Below are 17854 nucleotides of genomic sequence, written 5' to 3' on the forward strand. Positions count from 1 at the left end.
CTCTGTAAGATGTATTCAATTCCTTCATTATATACGAGACAGGAAACAATTGTAATATATTATTCGACATAACGATAGCAAACAGGAAATTCTGTTTCTCAAATAAAAAAGAACCTTTAGCCCATTCACTTGCGCATTTAAGGTTCTTTTGATCAAATCCTTTCAAACTAGACATATGCTTATTTTAGCAAAAAAAAAGACTCGAAGCATCAATCTGCTTCGAGTCTTCAGTAATCAATTCAACCTTTACTAGCTGAGAATTAATGTTTGAAAGATAGACGAGCCCATGCATCGCATAGTTGTCATTTATTTACCACCTGCACGTGCAAGTTCACGTTTGTTTGCTTCGAATGCCGCAAGTAAAGCATCTCCGCCTTGAAGACCAGTATCTTCTGCTTTACGTATTTGCTCAAGCATCCGCTTGTAATCTTTCGGAATTACCTTCACAAATTTCGTTAGCGCTGCATTCCAATCATTCAGAATACGATTACCGATTGCGCTGTCCGTATATTGAACATGCTGCTCGATCAATAAGCGAAGCTCATCCATATCGACTTGCTCCTCCAGACGCTCAAGCAACACCATCTCAAGGTTTGTATGATTGTAGAAGTCGCCCTTCTCGTCAAATACATATGCAACACCACCAGACATGCCGGCACCGAAGTTGCGTCCTGTTTCCCCGAGTATAACAACACGACCGCCTGTCATATATTCACAACCATGATCGCCTACACCTTCTACAACTACATTTGCTCCACTGTTCCGCACGGCGAAGCGTTCACCTGCAATACCGCGAATGTAAGCCTGACCGCCAGTTGAGCCGTATAATGCAGTGTTTCCGGTAATAATATTTTCCTCTGCTACAAAAGTCGCTTTAGGTGACGGTGCCACAATAATTTTGCCGCCGGATAAACCTTTACCGAAATAGTCGTTTGTATCACCTTCAACCGAAAGCGTAATTCCCTTAGGTACAAATGCACCAAAACTTTGGCCTGCTGTTCCAACGAAATGATACCAGATCGTATCTTCCGGCAATCCCTCAGCGCCGTAGCGACGAGTAACCTCAGAGCCAAGAATTGTACCTACTACACGGTTCGTATTCAAGATTGGGAACGTGCCGCGAACACTTTCTCCATTCTCCAATGCCGGAGCAGCAAGTGGAACAAGCTTTTGCATATCAAGTGTAAGCTCAAGACCATGATTTTGCTCCTGAATACAACTGCGAGATGTCCCTTCAGGGAAATCACCTTCATACAGAATACTGGACAAATCAAGACCTTTGGCTTTGTAATGAGTAACAAGCTGCTTCGATTCAAGACGATCAACGCGTCCGACCATTTCTTCAATCGTACGGAAGCCTAGCTCAGCCATAATTTCGCGCAGTTCCTCCGCGATAAAGCGCAAGTAATTTACAACGTGTGAAGGATCGCCCATAAACTTCTTGCGGAGATCAGGATTTTGCGTTGCAACACCAACCGGACAAGTATCCAATTGACATACACGCATCATGATACAGCCAAGAACGATTAGTGGTGCAGTGGAGAAACCGTACTCCTCAGCGCCCAGTAATGCAGCGATTGCTACGTCACGTCCGTTCATCATCTTGCCATCTGTTTCTAATGTTACACGATCACGCAAGTTGTTAAGCATTAACGTCTGATGCGTCTCAGCCAATCCAAGCTCCCATGGTAAACCTGCATGACGGATTGAACCCATAGGTGAAGCACCTGTACCGCCGTCGAAGCCGCTGACCATAATAACATCTGCACGACCCTTAGCTACACCAGCTGCAATCGTTCCAACGCCAACCTCAGAAACAAGTTTTACGTTAATACGAGCACGTGGATTCGCATTTTTCAGATCATAGATTAGCTCAGCCAAATCTTCAATCGAATAAATATCATGATGCGGCGGAGGTGAGATCAAGCCAACACCCGGTGTCGAGCCACGAACCTCAGCAACCCAAGGGTATACTTTAAGGCCTGGCAACTGTCCGCCCTCACCAGGTTTTGCGCCTTGCGCCATCTTGATCTGTATTTCATCTGCATTAACTAAATAATTGCTTGTAACGCCGAAACGACCTGACGCTACTTGTTTAATTGCACTTCTTCGAGAATCGCCGTTAGCATCCGGAACAAAACGCGCCGGATCTTCGCCACCCTCACCCGTATTGGACTTGCCGCCTAAACGGTTCATCGCAATTGCGAGACTTTCATGTGCTTCCTTGCTTATTGAACCAAATGACATCGCACCCGTTTTGAAGCGTGTAACGATTGACTCAATCGACTCAACTTCTTCAAGCGGAACGGAAAGACTGCCTGATTTGAAATCCAGCAAAGAACGAAGCGTTAGATGTTTTTTGTTCTCCCCCTGGATAAGAGCAGAGAACTTCTTGTAAAGCTTATAGTCATTTGCACGGGAAGCCATCTGCAGCGTATGAATGGTCTGCGGCGTATAAAGATGATCTTCTCCATCCTTACGCCATTGGTAATCACCGCCAGAATCAAGCTCCTTCTCAGAACCCTCTTGATCTGCAAAAGCACGGTTATGATGCTTAAGCGTCTCTTCGGCAATGACATCAAGTCCGATACCGCCAATTCGGGACTGCGTCCATGTAAAGTACTCGTTAATAACATCCTCACGAAGACCCAATGCTTCAAAAATTTGTGCACCGCGGTACGATTGGATTGTCGAAATACCCATCTTGGACAATATTTTTACGACGCCTTTAGTTGCCGCTTTAATAAAGTTTTTGACAGCTTTCTCATGTGATACGCCTCTAAGCATACCTTGAGTAATCATATCGTCCAGTGACTCGAATGCTAGATAAGGATTAACTGCATTTACTCCATAACCTAGCAAAAGTGCAAAGTGATGAACTTCTCTTGGTTCGCCTGACTCAAGTAAAATAGCTACTTTTGTACGCGTACCTTCGCGAATCAGATGGTGATGCAGAGCTGATACAGCAAGTAGAGCAGGAATAGCAGCATTTTCTTTATCCACGCCGCGATCAGACAAAATAAGCATATTATGGCCTTTACTAATGACGCGGTCTGCTGCCTCACACATTTGTTTTAATGCTGCGCGAAGACCATCTTCTCCTTCACTTGCAGTAAAGAAGATCGGAAGAGTAATCGATTTAAAACCAGGACGACGCACATGGCGAAGCTTGGCGAATTGTTCATTAGATAGAATCGGAGTATCAAGCTTTATATGACGGCAGCTCTCCGGCTCAGGATTTAGCAAGTTACGCTCTGGACCAATTGTTGTACCTGTTGCCGTAATGATTTCCTCACGGATAGCATCGATAGGCGGATTGGTTACCTGTGCAAATAATTGCTTGAAATAGTTATATAGACGTTGTGGACGTTCCGACAATATAGCAAGTGGAGCATCGTAGCCCATTGAAGCAATCGGCTCTTGGCCGCTGCCTGCCATTGGCTCAAGCACCTTGCGAATATCTTCGTACGTGTAACCAAACGCCTGTTGGCGCTGCTGAACGGTGTCATGACTAGGATCAGGCAGTTCAGGCGCTTCAGGCAGATCATCCAGATCGACTAGATGTTCATTAAGCCATTCTCGATATGGATGTTCGGAAGCAATCTCTGCTTTCACTTCCTCGTCGGAAATAATTCGGCCTTGTTCTGTATCTACTAACAACATACGTCCAGGACGCAAGCGGTCTTTGTATAAAATATCTTCGGCAGGAATTTCAACAGTACCCGCTTCAGAACCCAAAATAATATGATCATCTTTTGTTACATAGTAACGAGCAGGACGAAGTCCGTTACGATCCAACACCGCACCAATTTGTGTACCGTCTGTGAAGCCCATTGCTGCAGGACCATCCCACGGCTCCATCAGTGTGCTGTGATATTCATAAAACGCTTTATGCTCATCACTCATGCTCTCATGGTTGGACCAAGGTTCTGGAACCATCATCATCGCTACATGCGGCAATGAACGGCCAGAGAGATGTAGAAACTCCAACGTATTGTCGAACATTGCAGTATCTGAACCATCTGGGTTTATGATCGGTTTAATCTTCTCTAGATCGTCACCGAACAATTCTGTTGCAAACATCGTTTGACGGGCATGCATCCAGTTCACATTACCGCGAAGCGTATTAATCTCACCGTTATGAATTAAGTAATGGAAAGGATGTGCGCGCTCCCAGCTTGGAAACGTGTTCGTACTAAAACGGGAATGCACTAAAGCAATAGCAGAAACTACAACTTCATTATTTAATTCCGTGTAGAAAGAGCGGACTTGCTCTGTCGTGAGCATTCCTTTGTATACGATTTTTTTTGTTGAAAGGCTGGAGAAATAGAACATATTGCCTCCATCCTTGCCAGCATATCGAATCGCAAGCTCAGAACGTTTACGGATAACATATAATTTGCGTTCAAAAGAAAGTCTATCTTTTAATTCTGCATTTTTGCCAATAAAAACTTGACGAACATATGGTTTCACAGCTAAGGCAGATTTGCCAAGCTTGGAATCATTCGTTGGTACTGTTCGCCAGCCGATAAGCGACTGCTTCTCTTCCGCAATAATACCTTCAAGCTCACGCTCAATGGCAGAACGTGCTGTTTCATCTTGCGGCATGAAGATCATCCCAACAGCATATTCACCTTCTGCAGGAAGCTGAATCCCTTGTTTGTTCATTTCAGCAGCAAAAAACGCATGAGGAATTTGAAGCAGAATACCCGCTCCATCACCCGTATTCGGTTCACTGCCTTGTCCACCGCGATGCTCCATATTCTCAAGCAAAGTGAGGGCTTGACTGATTACCTTATGTGATTTTTCACCTTTGATGCTGGCTACAAAGCCCATTCCGCAAGCATCTTTCTCATTTTGCGGGTCATAAAGTCCTTGCTTAGGCGGCAATCCCAAAATATTTTCTTTCATTGTGCGCAACCTTTCTATCAGAAGATTTTTGGGTAAGCAATGTAGATTTGTAAATAAACAGGATTGATCACTTAATTGGCTTCATTTTTGGCTTGGAATATCATAGAATGGTAGGGGGCGAGGCACACCGGCCTGCTCCTTGCCATTCCGCTTGCCATCTACCGTTGCTAAGCGATTATTATATGATTTTAACATCAGGGCAAATCGGAATCAATTTAATATTTTTATTATTGCGATAAGGAATGCTTAATAACAAGACTAGATTCCTTGTCTACATATTAAAATGAACCGTTGTTTTTAACTATTTTATCAGAAGGATGTGTTTAATTTGAATGGACAATTTGGGAAGAAGTTTACATTATTCACCGCAACTCTCATGACAGGAGTTCTATTAACTGTTAGTAGCGCTTCAGCAGTACCTGGAGATTTGCGAAGAACACCATTACTCGATACCTCGGCAGTAGTTAACAGTTCTTATGATGTTGTCGTCCTTGGCGATTCAATCTCTGCTGGCTATGAACTAGGCTTTACCGAAAAATCAATTCCATATGGTTATGCGGAGCATGTTTATGAGCAGGCCCTATTTCAAGGTTTCCGAGCGCAATATAACAATTATGGAGTGCTCGGGCTTACATCGAATGGTTTAAACAAATGGTTGAGCGCTGCAGCATTAGGGGAAAATGTATCTAAAGATAGTGTTCAATCCAATTTGAAAGATCCTCGTGCTGACGAATTTTTTGCTAAAACAGATCTGCTTGAGAATCATATTCGTGAAGCTGAGCTCATTCTCATTTCGATCGGAGGCAATGATTTCCTTCAATATATGGACAAGCTTGATCCAAAAACAGATGTAACAACTTTACCCGAATCGGCACAAAGTGAGTTGAAATCAGGACTGAGTTCAATTATTTCTAATTATGAAACCGAGTTGTCTGCATCGTTAGAGAATATACATAAACTAGCTCCAAACGCTAAAGTCATTATTTCCAATCAATATTTGCCCGTTCCATTTCTCAAAATAAAAGGAGTAACTACTTATCTCATACCGGAAGCAACCGCACTATTGCTAAAAGACGGTCAGACGCAGCTTCTAAAACGTCTAAAGTCTGTTATTACTCAATATTCAGCAAAAAAGATGGATATAAAAATGGCTGACTCGGCAAGCGTAGTTGATACAAACATACTCACTTATACAAATATTGATAAAGGTGATCCTCATCCTACTGCTGCAGGATATGCCGTTATGGGCAAAGCATATACAGAGCAATTGTGGGGAGATTACAAAACAGTAAAACCTCGCAAGAGCGGTGTGCCAATTTCTGTTGTAGTTAACGGTGAAGAAGTTATTACGAAATATTCGCCTGTTATTAAGAAAGGTCGTACATTTATTGCAATTGCTGATATTACTGATGCGATAGGTGCAAAGCGATCATGGGATGGTCCTACTAATACTGCGACAATTCAATTGGGAGAACGAACTGTGGAAATTACGATCGGGGCTAAGACGATCAAAATTGATGGTAAAACAGTCCCATTAAACGCTGACCCTGCTTATTTGCAACAGTTCCCCGGCGAGAAAAAAACGTATGTTCCTCTCGCCGCATTATCAGAAGGTCTTGGCTTACATGTGACCTATCGAGATACATTGAAAACTGCATTCATTAATAACTAACTTACTTGTAATCTTTTTTCAGTTGCTCCATAAGTTCAAGTCCTTTTGCCGTCCAACGATTAAGACGGTCTAGAGCCTCAATTTCTGCTGCAACAGCGTCGTGAAGTGATTCGCGGTAATCAGGTACATTGCCCGTATATCGCTTCACGTCTCTAAGCAGCACTGTCGTTTTTTCCGTGAAGCTTAACGCTCTGCGCTCATGGAACATCGCAACATCCGGATCATAGGGCTGATGTAGATCCCCTTGCTCAGGATGCTTAAGTACAGCTAACACTTTGACTAGAGCTCTAGGACCATTTAGCTCCACCAGCTCTCCTGCATAGTGTCCCGAACGTACCTCTATCTTCACAATTTCTCCTACTTTTAATTCATTTTCTACAGAACCACTCGTCGACATTTCATAATTCCTCCTATTATTCGTCATCATAAGAAAGGTTGCATTTGTAATAATCTTATATGAGATAACTTTAAATGTACCATAATTTATTGGCAAGACTTACATCAAGACTTGTATTAACCTGACATGCAAAGTAATATGGAAATAGAAAAGTGGGTGAACATATGCGTAAGAAAAGAGTGCTACTGCTCTCAGAGGGATTTGGCTCAGGCCATACTCAGGCAGCTTATGCACTCGCGGTTGGACTCAAACAGCTATGCCCAAACATCTCAGCCAGAGTTATAGAGCTTGGTAACTTTTTAAACCCAGTAATAGGACCTTTAATCATTTCTGCTTATCGTAAGACGGTAAGCTCGCAGCCAAAGATGGTAGGCCTAATGTACCGCAGTAATTACAAAAAGCCAACTAATCGTCTCGCTCAGCTTGCACTACATCGTGTGTTATATACGCAGACTACACAAGTTATCGCTCAACTAAAACCAGATCTGATCGTATGCACACATCCCGTCCCGAATACAGTAGTAAGTCGACTTAAGCGGCTAGGTCTCGATATACCTCTATATACACTTATTACTGATTATGATGCTCATGGCTCTTGGGTCAATCAAGAAGTTAATCATTATTTGGTCGCTTCCCCTGAAGTAAAGCATCGTCTCATTGAAAAGGGAGTAAAACCAGAGAGAGTGGAAGTAACGGGTATCCCCGTTCATCCAAACTTTTGGAATACATACAGTAAAGAAGAGGTTCAATCTCAATATAAATTGAAAGATATACCTACTGTGCTCATTATGGGCGGCGGATGGGGCATCTTATACGAGGACAATGCATTATCCTATATGACTAAGTGGCGTGAGACAACTCAGCTAATATTTTGTGTAGGATCTAATGAAAAGATGAAGGAAAAGATGCTTGCTGATCCACTATTCCAGCATCCTAACATTCATATAATAGGATTTACACATGAAGTGCACAAGCTGATGGATGTCGCTGATTTACTTATAACAAAGCCTGGTGGTATGACTTGTACAGAGGGTATGAACAAAGGATTGCCAATGTTATTCTACGAGCCAATTCCTGGTCAGGAAGAAGAAAACTGCGAATACTTTATTCAAAGTGGCTTCGGGGAAATGTTGAACTCTAATGACACTGTAGACAAATGGTTTCAACTCATACATGACAGAGAAGCTGCAAGTGAATTCCGCAAAGAGCTGCTGTCTAAACGTAACTTACAATACGATGCAATGAGATGTCCCAAAGCCGTTCTGCAATTTATGCAGTAACGGCTATATTTTACTACAATAGTAATCATAAGCGCAGACTGAGAAAACATATTCAACTAGTTTAACTAAAAGGGAGATAACACAATGCGATCACAAATGACAGATGGAAAAACGATTATTTTAAGGTTAGAAATTGATACGAATACTGCTCATTTCAGTAAAGCAGCAACTGCAATTGAACAAGCGAAGGGTGATATCGTCGCAATTGACGTCATCCACACTGACAAAAATAAAAGCACTCGTGATTTAACTGTGAAAATTTCGGAGCAAGGCGCTTCGGAACGACTAACTGAAGCACTTCGTTCAGTACCAGGTATTCGTTTGCTTCACATATCGGATCGTACTTTCCTATTGCACCTAGGCGGCAAAATTTCGATCCAACCGAAGACACCAATCCAAAACCGGGATGACTTGTCCCGTGTATATACGCCAGATGTCGCTCGTGTCTGCAAAGCAATTCATGAGGAGCCGACTAAAGCACATACACTTACGATTAAACGAAATACTGTCGCTGTAATTTCAGACGGAAGCGCTGTACTTGGGCTAGGTAATATCGGTCCATTAGCTGCAATGCCTGTAATGGAAGGTAAAGCGATGCTCTTCAAGCAATTTGCCGATGTTGATGCTTTCCCGATCTGTCTTGATACACAAGATACTGAGGAAGTAATCGCCGCTATTAAACATATGGCTCCTACTTTCGGAGGAATAAATCTGGAGGATATATCTGCTCCACGTTGTTTCGAAATTGAGCAAAGACTTCGCAAAGAACTAGATATTCCCGTCTTCCATGACGATCAACATGGCACGGCAGTCGTTCTTTATGCTGGACTACTTAATGCGCTCAAAGTGACTGGCCGCGAGCTTAGTGAAGCACGTATCGTCATTTGCGGAATTGGAGCTGCAGGAACAGCTTGTACGAAAATGTTGATTGCTGGTGGAGCACAACATATTATTGGTGTGGATCGTGCTGGCATACTGTCCGCAGATGAGTCATACGACAACTCAATGTGGCAATGGTATGCGGACAATACGAACCAAGAACGTCGCAAGGGTGGTCTAACAGAAGCTTTGGTAGGAGCCGATGTATTTATTGGTGTATCCGCAGGTAAAATACTTAAACGTTCAAATGTAGAAAGTATGGCACCTCAACCTATCGTATTCGCTATGGCTAACCCAGAACCAGAAATTCGTCCTGAGGAAATCGAGGACATTGTAGGTGTATTTGCTACAGGTCGTTCGGATTATCCGAATCAGATTAACAATGTATTATGTTTCCCTGGCATATTCCGTGGAGCACTTGATAGTCGCGCTTCAACTATTAATGAAGAGATGAAGCTTGCTGCTGCTGAAGCTATCGCTTCCGTTATAAGTGAGGACGAGCTTAACCGCATGTACATCATCCCAAGTGTATTTAACACTAAAGTTGTAGAAGAAGTACGCCGACGCGTCATCGCTGCTGCCCAACAAAGCGGCGTATCACGCCGTAATGTAAGGGAATAGCTTCTAACGTACTACGAACCGTAAAGAGGGTGCCTTTCAAAGCCATAGGCTTTAAAGGCACCCTCTTTATAGTTTGGTTATAGTGTCAGCCCCTTTTTACATTCTCTCTTCAAATGCGGATGAAGCTTTCTCATTTCTGCGTCTCATAAAAATAACTATCCCCGTACATGCCATAATCAATCCAGTCGCCACGAATATCCAGTTGATTCCGAGAAATAATCCTAATAGCCCGCCAATTAACGGTCCTAGCATTGAGCCAAATTGATTGGCGCTTGCAGTAAGTCCGAATGATCGTCCTCTGAATCGCTCATCCGTATTTTGAACCATGAGCGTATTGATGCTAGGTACTACTCCAGCCATAAACAATCCAAACACAAATTGTACGAGTGCAAACAACCACAGCGCCTCTACAAAATATTGCAAACAAACAATCATACCTGCACTCAATAAACATAAAACGAGTATGCGATAATAGCCCTTTTTTTCACCAAGACGTCCCCATAGCGGTGAAGCGATTATTCCGGCTATTCCAATGATAGATAAAACTAGTCCAGCTGATAATGCGGCACCTTCATGCCCACCTTGCAAATCTGCAATATGGAGCGCAATCAATGGTTGTACCATATTAAATGACAACTGGAATACGACGAGAATAAGCAACATATGTATAAGCGCTCGATTTTGGAAGGCTACACGATACGTTAACGGTGCTTCCTTTGCAGCTTTTCCCTCTCCATTCGACTCTGCTTTCCCTTCCTTGACCCAAAAGATTACTGCAATTGTTGCAATGAAGATAATGATCGCAGCTGCAATAAATGACTTTCGCATCCCAAAGGCTTCCGCTAACAGTCCCCCGAATAAAGGTCCCAGAATACCTCCTGTCATCGCTCCTGCTTGCATCATTCCAAGACTCCAGCCTAACTTTTCTTTTGGCGCTATCGTAGCTACAATTGACATGGAGGCAGGTACAAAACCACCAACGAAACCATGCATTAAACGTACGCCTACTAGCTGCCATGGCGTCTGAACAAAAGCAATTAAAGCATAAATTATTGCAAGACTAAGTCCAGCTCGAATGACCATCTTTCTCTTTCCGTACTTGTCCGCAAGCATACCCCACAGCGGCGCCATAATAGCTCCCATCAAAAATGCAGAGGAATGAACAATTCCCGCCCATAAATTTACTGATCCTTTTTCCACACCTAAATCAAACAAAAACAACGGAAGAAATGGAACCGACATCGTATAGCTTGAACTGCAGAACAAAACACCAAACCACAAAATCCACATTGTGCGCTTCCAAGATGGCATGAAATGCTTCTCCTTCCAATAAAATTCTGAACATCCGATTCACAATTACATAAATCAACTATACGCCTCCTACACAGCTACTTCAAAAAGCAAACGATACCGCAATATGGAGGAAATCGAGGACAGGTGCTGATTAAGTATTCCTAATCGAGCTACAACCAAAAATTTCATTGAAACCAGACTCTTTCTGAAACGTAGCCATTATAATGAAATAAAATCATAATTTATCACTTCGCTCTTGATGACAACATTTTAGCAAATGTGACCAATGTACTGTTCTCAAGGCGACTATCACTCAACTGTATGCTATACTTAGCAGGAAAGTTGAACGAAAAGGAGCCTACTTAATGTTTCAAGCTATCATAGATTTCCTGAATGATTACGGCCCCTGGGGATTATTTGCACATTCGTTTCTGGATGCAGTTATATTCCCGATCCCTGCATTTTTCTTGCAGGTTTCGTTAAGCTTATTGGATCCATCATCTGCACTATGGCTCGCTACGGTTGGATATATTGCTTGTTTGCTAGGCACACCGGTAGGTTACTATTTGGGAAAAGTAATGGGCAAATCCGTTCTTTATCGCTTTCTTAAGCCAGAATGGATAGACGCTGCTACTGCCCGCTTTCAAAAAAATGGCGAGGCTGCCATCCTTATCGGTTCATTTACTCCAATTCCATTTAAAGTGTTTACCATTCTCTCCGGATGTTTAAACTTCCCGCTTTGGCGTTTAATGGCGTATGCTGCTATAGGGCGTGCAGTGAAATTTTATGTCGTTGGCGGATTGTTCTACTTCTATGGAAGAGCAGCAGAATCAATGGTTAAAGATGTTTCCTTGTATATTTTTCTCGGCGGGGTCCCGTTAATTTCTTTGATCCTATTCATAAGAAGCAGAATTCGCAAGAAAAAAGCTGCACGGGAACAATCGTCAGAAGTTATTAACTCAATCACTGATACAACTAAGATACAAAAGGACGCATAACAAACGCACTGCGCTGAAACATTCCGATGGATAACTAACTTACAATCTATTAAATTTAAGGCCCTTATACGATACAAACTTATATTATATTTTCAAAAAAAGACCGCCAGCCATAATGCTCGATTTGAGCAAAATAGCCGGCGGCCTTTTTTGTGAATGGTGACATTTCACCTTATGTTACAGCTCGTCCCATTCTATAGAGCACTTCCTCCGAACAAGAAACGATGCTCCCAATGTGTTCCAGTAATACTGTTCGTTTTTACACCGCCGCTCTCCTTGGAGTACGTATGAAGAATTTGTCCATTACCTAAATAAATACCTACATGTGTTATCCGTTGTGAAGATTTATTAATGCCACTGTAAGAAGATGCACTTGATCCTTTATAGGACATAAAGAACATAAGATCACCGCGTTTAAGCTTACTAATGGATGTTACTGAATTACCTTTGTTTTTCACATAATCGCCTTGCTGACGGGAATCGGAAGGCAATTTAATGCCAACGCCATCCTTAAAGGCTTGTTTTATAAAGTCAGAGCAGTCAAATGTTGTTGTTGTATTTCGATTAGAACCGAACTCATATGGTGTTCCTAAATACTTCATCCCAGCTGAAATGACCTTTTCAGCAGAGCTGCTTGCTGGTTTACTTGGTGTTTCGGTTCCTCCGCCGTTAGAAGTTCCGCCGGAATTGGATGAACCCGAATTATTGCCATTGTTGCCCGAACCAGTAGAACCTGTTCCAGTCGATGGTTTATTTGCATCAAGTTTCGTGTATTTGGATGAAGAAGAAATATAGCCAGTTTTTCCTTTTGAATCACTTACTTTATACCAGCTGCTATTTGCTTGTTCAACAATAGATATTTTTTCACCTTTCTTCAACATGCGAATAACTGTCCCTGCTGATGAAGGTGCAGTCCTCATATTAACTCCCCATATTACTTGAGCAGATTGGGTAGCTTGTGCAGCTTGGATAGGTTGTGCTGGATAAATAGTTACGGAACCGAACAACAAAGTTGCTGTAATCGTCGCGGTTGCCAGTTTGTGCTTCATGGTGTATTTCATCGAATACGCCCTCCCTTGTAGTGGTTGCTGTGCCGTTGTCGGCGCTGAAACCATTGTAAGTCGGGAGCACTAGTACAAGCATCCACCATTGTTCCTAAATGGAGGAGACCACAATTGGGAGTATCGTATTACACAATTTTGCTAAGAGAAAATTAATAAAAGGCATTCTCTTCATGAGAATGCCTTCATTATTCAATGCCCACTTCACACGGAACCCAAAGCGTCATTGAAGAACATTATATGATTATTTGCTCCTAAACATTAGGACTTTCTCATACATATACTAGGTCTAAAGACTCATTTTCGGAGAAGTCGATTTCTTTTCCCCTTATTTACCATGAGATCTCAATGCCCTTTTTGTGAGCTATTATCAGATATCCGGACCGTTGCACCACTACTTTCAAGTGGTTCTACATGCACATGGACACTCAAGATGTTATGCTTACGTCCCATTATGCGTTCGATATCGTCGCAAATCCGGTGACTCTCAATGAGTGTAAGCTCGGGATCTACCTGAACAATTACATCAACTAGTACGTTGCTACCATGAATACGTGCTTTTATATCTTTGATCGTATGAACACCTTTAGTTTTTGCAATTGTTGCTTTGAGTGCAGTCAATTCCTTCTCATCAAAGCCGTCTGTCAGGGCATGAGTTGAACTGTAGAAAATCTCCCATGCTGTTTTGCAAATAATGATACCTACCAATAGCGCAGCAACAGGATCAAGCCAAGGCAAACCAAACTGTGCACCTATTATACCTACAGCGGCTCCAATACTAACAAGTGCATCAGATAAATTATCTTTGGCTGCAGCAAGCAGCGCTTGATTGTTTATTTTGCGAGCTAGCCTGCTGTTGTACATATAGACGCCATACATACAGAGTGCACAAAATAGCGCTACTCCAGCCGTAATAGGATTCGGCGTTGCAAAATCATCAGCAAATAGCGACTTGACCGCACTAATCAACACTTGAATGCCTACACTCGCCATAATGAAGGAAGCGACAAGCGCTGCGATTGTCTCAGCACGGAAGTGTCCATACGGATGATCCTTATCTGGCGGCTTCTGCGATATACGTAATCCTATCAATACTGCGACAGACGCAACAATATCCGTTAAATTGTTGTAGCCGTCTGCTACAAGCGCTCCTGATACGAACCAATAACCTATTCCAAGCTTAAGTGAAGACAATGCCAGATAAGCCACTATGCTGACCCAAGCACCCTTTTCACCTTGTTTTATTTCATCATACTGTGTCAGTGTAATGCCCTCCTGCCAATCACTAGAAAATGTCTATCGGTATCATACCCGATTACTCCTATGTGGGTCTAGAGAAACAGTGTTGACCTAATACGTACTTTTATGCACTGGGGCAAAAGAGTAGGACAGGGGACAGACTTAAAAGCGTCTTGTTAAGCGATAAAAGATTATTATGGCACAAGCGTAAACGGCTAAAGCTGTCCTATGGAGGCTTAGCTTTCGTTTCGCGGAGAAATATAAGCCTCTTATAAGTTGAAAACCTTATAAGAGGCTTATATTTTTAAAAAAACCGTAAAATACGCGGGATGAAATCAGTTTTGGTTATAAGCATTCAATAAACTTAGAAAGACCCTTTTCAAAGCTGCGATAACCCTCATCTCCTAGCTCACGTCGCAGCGTTTCGGTAAATTCCTTTCGCATAGCCTCATGAGCCCAGTAGGCGATTTCTCCCCGCTCCTTAAGGCTGACGACAACTGAGCGCAGGTCAACTGGATGGGCATGGCGATGGACAAAGTCCTCTCTCTCTAAGCGGGACACGATTTGTGTCGCTGCCCCTTTTGTAATGCTGAGCTTCATCGCCAGCTCACTCATTAGAATACCTTCGCCGCATCCGATAACTTCAATTGTATGCATTTCTGAAGGCGTAAGCTCTCCTGCTTCCCCAAATGTTCTCGGCTGACGCTCCATCCTGCGAAGCTTATGAATTAACTGACCAATCACATGCTGTTGTTCCAAGTTTGACATGTCTCCTATACTCGATTCGCTAGATTTCTTATTTTCAAACTAGTGTATCGCTCCTATATTGTCAAGACATGCTTAGCGAACTGATCAGCCTTCTACCACCGAACCAACATTGCATTGGAAAAAGCGACTTCCTAATGCATTTGCCATTCTTAAACTAACTTCAAATCCCGTGCAGTGAGAAACTCCGATTCGCTCCACATTCATGTCTATCAATGCTTGGATCGTTTTTTCTTTCTGATCCTCACTGACAGTCCACAAATGTGTCCCTCCAATTACAGTATGGATGCGGTTTTCACCTGTTTTTTGTTTTGCATAATTTAAAATATTTATAATGCCAGCATGGGAACATCCTAAAATAATAAACAGTCCATTATCTGTACGAATAATGACCGACTGATCGTCTTCTACAGGATCAATAACATAGCCATCATCCTTTTTGATCACAATATCAGTATCGCCAATTTCAAAGTCATTTGTTCGCGGCACTTCTCCTGTCAAATAAATGTTTGTAGCAATTTCAACAAAATCACGATTGTACATAAAGCGAGCCCCTGCTGCTTCCAGCGTTTCCTTCGAATGCGGAATACCGATATAACGATACCCATTTCGAACGAGATATCCTTCTTTGAATAAATGAGGATGGGCATACACTGGAACATCGCTACGTTTCATCTCTTCCAGGGCGGATAACAGCCCGCTTGTATGATCACAATGATGATGACTCAAAATAACGGCTGCAAGATCTGACCATTTCTTATTGAAAACATTCATATTGTTAATCAGTGCTTTCCCCTGTCCTGTATCAAACAAAAAATTGCCATGCTCTGTTTCCAAATGAACGGCCCAGCCGTGCTCCGCAATTGCTCCAAGATTGCCAAAAACGGTGTTCTCGCAAATTACTGTAGCTTTCACCATTGCTTCATTCTCCCCTTTTCATCTCAAATAAATTGCCTATCTCTTCGTTTCAATGGATATGTTGCTTTTCCATATCTGATTTTAGTTTAGTTTATAAACTATACTAAAGTCAATTGCTATCCTAATATTTTTTGCACAAATAAACATAAAAAAAGTCGCTCCAAGAAACTTACTCTCTTGGAACGACTTATATGCTAGTTATTCAGCGTACATACGCTCACGAATCGCTTTTACTTCTGCACTCTCAAGATACTCATCATACGTCATCATACGATCGATCACGCCGTTTGGCGTAAACTCAATAATTCTGTTTGCAATCGTTTGTACGAACTGATGGTCATGAGAGGTAAATAAAATTGTACAATCTGTATCCGTCAAGCCATTATTCAATGCTGTAATGGATTCCAAGTCCAAATGGTTCGTTGGCTCATCTAGAATGAACACGTTCGCGCCTTCAAGCATCATCTTAGACAGCATACAGCGCACTTTCTCGCCCCCGGACAATACGCTTGCCTTCTTCATTGCCTCATCACCTGAGAACAACATACGGCCAAGGAAGCCGCGTAGGAACGTTTCATCTGGGTCTTTGGAATATTGACGAAGCCATTCCACCAAATTCATATCCACGCCATCAAAGTAGGAGGAGTTGTCTTTAGGGAAATAAGCACGAGTCGTCGTTACGCCCCATTGGAAGGTACCTTCTTCCGGCTCTGTTTCACCAGCAATTACTTGGAAGAATGTCGTTTTCGGCAAGCTGTTAGGGCCTACGAATGCGATTTTGTCACCTTTATTTATCGTTACAGTAAAGTTATCGAATTGCTTCACGCCGTCAACCGACTTCGTTAAGCCTTCTACAAGCAGCAAAGACTTACCTGCTTCACGCTCGCCTTTGAACAAGATAAACGGATATTTACGATTGGATGGACGAATGTCATCTAGCGTAATTTTATCGAGCAACTTCTTACGGGAAGTAGCTTGCTTAGACTTCGATTTATTGGCGCTGAAACGTTGAATAAACGCTTGCAGCTCCTTAACCTTGTCTTCTTTTTTCTTATTTTCGTTGCGCATAAGGGAAAGTGCAAGTTGACTGGATTCATACCAGAAGTCGTAGTTGCCTACATACATTTGGATTTTGCCAAAGTCGATGTCTGCGATGTGCGTACAAACCGTGTTCAAGAAGTGACGATCATGGCTGACTACAACAACAGTACCTTCATATTTGGAAAGGAAATCTTCGAGCCAACGAATAGATTCAATGTCCAAATGGTTGGTAGGCTCATCCAGCAGCAAAATATTAGGTGTACCAAACAAAGCTTGTGCAAGCAAGACACGAACCTTCTCATTACCGCTAAGTTCCGCCATCTTCTTATCATGCATGTCTGGAGTAATGCCAAGACCGTTCAACATTTCAGCAGCTTCCGACTCTGCTTCCCAGCCATTCATGTCGGCAAAATCTGCTTCCAATTCGCCAGCACGCATGCCGTCTTCATCGGTAAAATCTGTTTTTGCATATAGAGCATTTTTTTCGTTCATAACTTCGTATAGTTTTTTGTGACCCATAATAACTGTCTCAAGAACTGCGAAATTATCATATTCGTAATGATTTTGTTTCAATACAGCAAGACGCTCGCCCGGCGTAATATGCACATCACCTGACGATTGCTCCACTTCTCCTGATAATATTTTTAGAAAAGTAGACTTGCCTGCGCCGTTTGCGCCAATCAAGCCGTAGCAGTTACCTGGCGTAAACTTAATATTTACATCTTCAAAAAGTGCGCGCTTCCCAAATCGAAGCGTTATGCCACTTGTACTAATCATAG

The 17854-nt window shown here is 42.4% G+C and carries 12 protein-coding genes; 4 read left to right on the forward strand and 8 right to left on the reverse strand.

Annotated features, from left to right (window positions below; all coding sequences use genetic code 11):
• Positions 1–306: 306 nt before the first annotated feature.
• On the reverse strand, positions 307–4911 hold the full coding sequence (gene gltB / locus MFF31_RS24130) for a glutamate synthase large subunit (RefSeq protein WP_238191700.1): 4605 nt from the start codon (positions 4909–4911) through the stop codon (positions 307–309).
• Between the two features lie 328 nt (positions 4912–5239).
• Between gltB and MFF31_RS24135 the strand changes: the two genes are divergently transcribed.
• Positions 5240–6583, forward strand: a complete 1344-nt coding sequence (locus MFF31_RS24135; RefSeq protein WP_238191702.1) for a stalk domain-containing protein — start codon at positions 5240–5242, stop codon at positions 6581–6583.
• A gap of 1 nt (position 6584) precedes the next feature.
• Here the strand turns inward: MFF31_RS24135 and kapB are convergent, their stop codons facing one another.
• Positions 6585–6980 (reverse strand): kinase-associated lipoprotein KapB, encoded by a 396-nt coding sequence (gene kapB / locus MFF31_RS24140; protein WP_238191704.1) that lies wholly within the window; start codon positions 6978–6980, stop codon positions 6585–6587.
• A 164-nt stretch (positions 6981–7144) separates the two neighbouring features.
• Between kapB and MFF31_RS24145 the strand changes: the two genes are divergently transcribed.
• Positions 7145–8260: an MGDG synthase family glycosyltransferase gene (locus MFF31_RS24145; protein ID WP_238191705.1), complete on the forward strand. Its 1116-nt coding sequence runs from the start codon at positions 7145–7147 to the stop codon at positions 8258–8260.
• An 84-nt stretch (positions 8261–8344) separates the two neighbouring features.
• Entirely contained in the window at positions 8345–9760 is a 1416-nt protein-coding gene (locus MFF31_RS24150; protein ID WP_238191708.1) for an NAD-dependent malic enzyme, read from the forward strand.
• A 96-nt stretch (positions 9761–9856) separates the two neighbouring features.
• Here MFF31_RS24150 and MFF31_RS24155 read toward each other — a convergent pair whose 3' ends face one another.
• A complete protein-coding gene (locus tag MFF31_RS24155) occupies positions 9857–11071 on the reverse strand; it encodes an MFS transporter (protein ID WP_238191710.1) in 1215 nt (404 codons plus the stop codon).
• Between the two features lie 347 nt (positions 11072–11418).
• Between MFF31_RS24155 and MFF31_RS24160 the strand changes: the two genes are divergently transcribed.
• On the forward strand, positions 11419–12051 hold the full coding sequence (locus tag MFF31_RS24160; RefSeq protein ID WP_238191712.1) for a YqaA family protein: 633 nt from the start codon (positions 11419–11421) through the stop codon (positions 12049–12051).
• A gap of 194 nt (positions 12052–12245) precedes the next feature.
• On the opposite strand, the gene MFF31_RS24165 is transcribed toward MFF31_RS24160, so the two are convergent.
• The 5 genes from MFF31_RS24165 to MFF31_RS24185 form a co-directional block, all read right to left on the reverse strand.
• The gene (locus tag MFF31_RS24165) at positions 12246–13112 is read right to left on the reverse strand and encodes a C40 family peptidase (protein ID WP_238191714.1); all 867 of its coding nucleotides are present in this window, start codon (positions 13110–13112) and stop codon (positions 12246–12248) included.
• A 345-nt stretch (positions 13113–13457) separates the two neighbouring features.
• Complete coding sequence (locus tag MFF31_RS24170; protein WP_238192250.1) at positions 13458–14375, reverse strand: cation diffusion facilitator family transporter; 918 nt, start codon at positions 14373–14375, stop codon at positions 13458–13460.
• A 321-nt stretch (positions 14376–14696) separates the two neighbouring features.
• A complete protein-coding gene (locus MFF31_RS24175) occupies positions 14697–15110 on the reverse strand; it encodes a MarR family winged helix-turn-helix transcriptional regulator (RefSeq protein WP_238191716.1) in 414 nt (137 codons plus the stop codon).
• A gap of 93 nt (positions 15111–15203) precedes the next feature.
• Positions 15204–16034, reverse strand: coding sequence for an MBL fold metallo-hydrolase (locus MFF31_RS24180; protein ID WP_238191718.1), 831 nt, complete (start codon positions 16032–16034; stop codon positions 15204–15206).
• A gap of 198 nt (positions 16035–16232) precedes the next feature.
• Positions 16233–17852 carry an ABC-F family ATP-binding cassette domain-containing protein gene (locus MFF31_RS24185; protein ID WP_238191720.1) on the reverse strand — a complete coding sequence of 540 codons (1620 nt, stop codon included), beginning with the start codon at positions 17850–17852 and terminating at the stop codon, positions 16233–16235.
• Positions 17853–17854: the final 2 nt, after the last annotated feature.

Origin of the sequence: Paenibacillus sp. L3-i20, from assembly GCF_022180385.2 — a bacterium.
Classification (GTDB): Bacteria; Bacillota; Bacilli; order Paenibacillales; family Paenibacillaceae; genus Pristimantibacillus.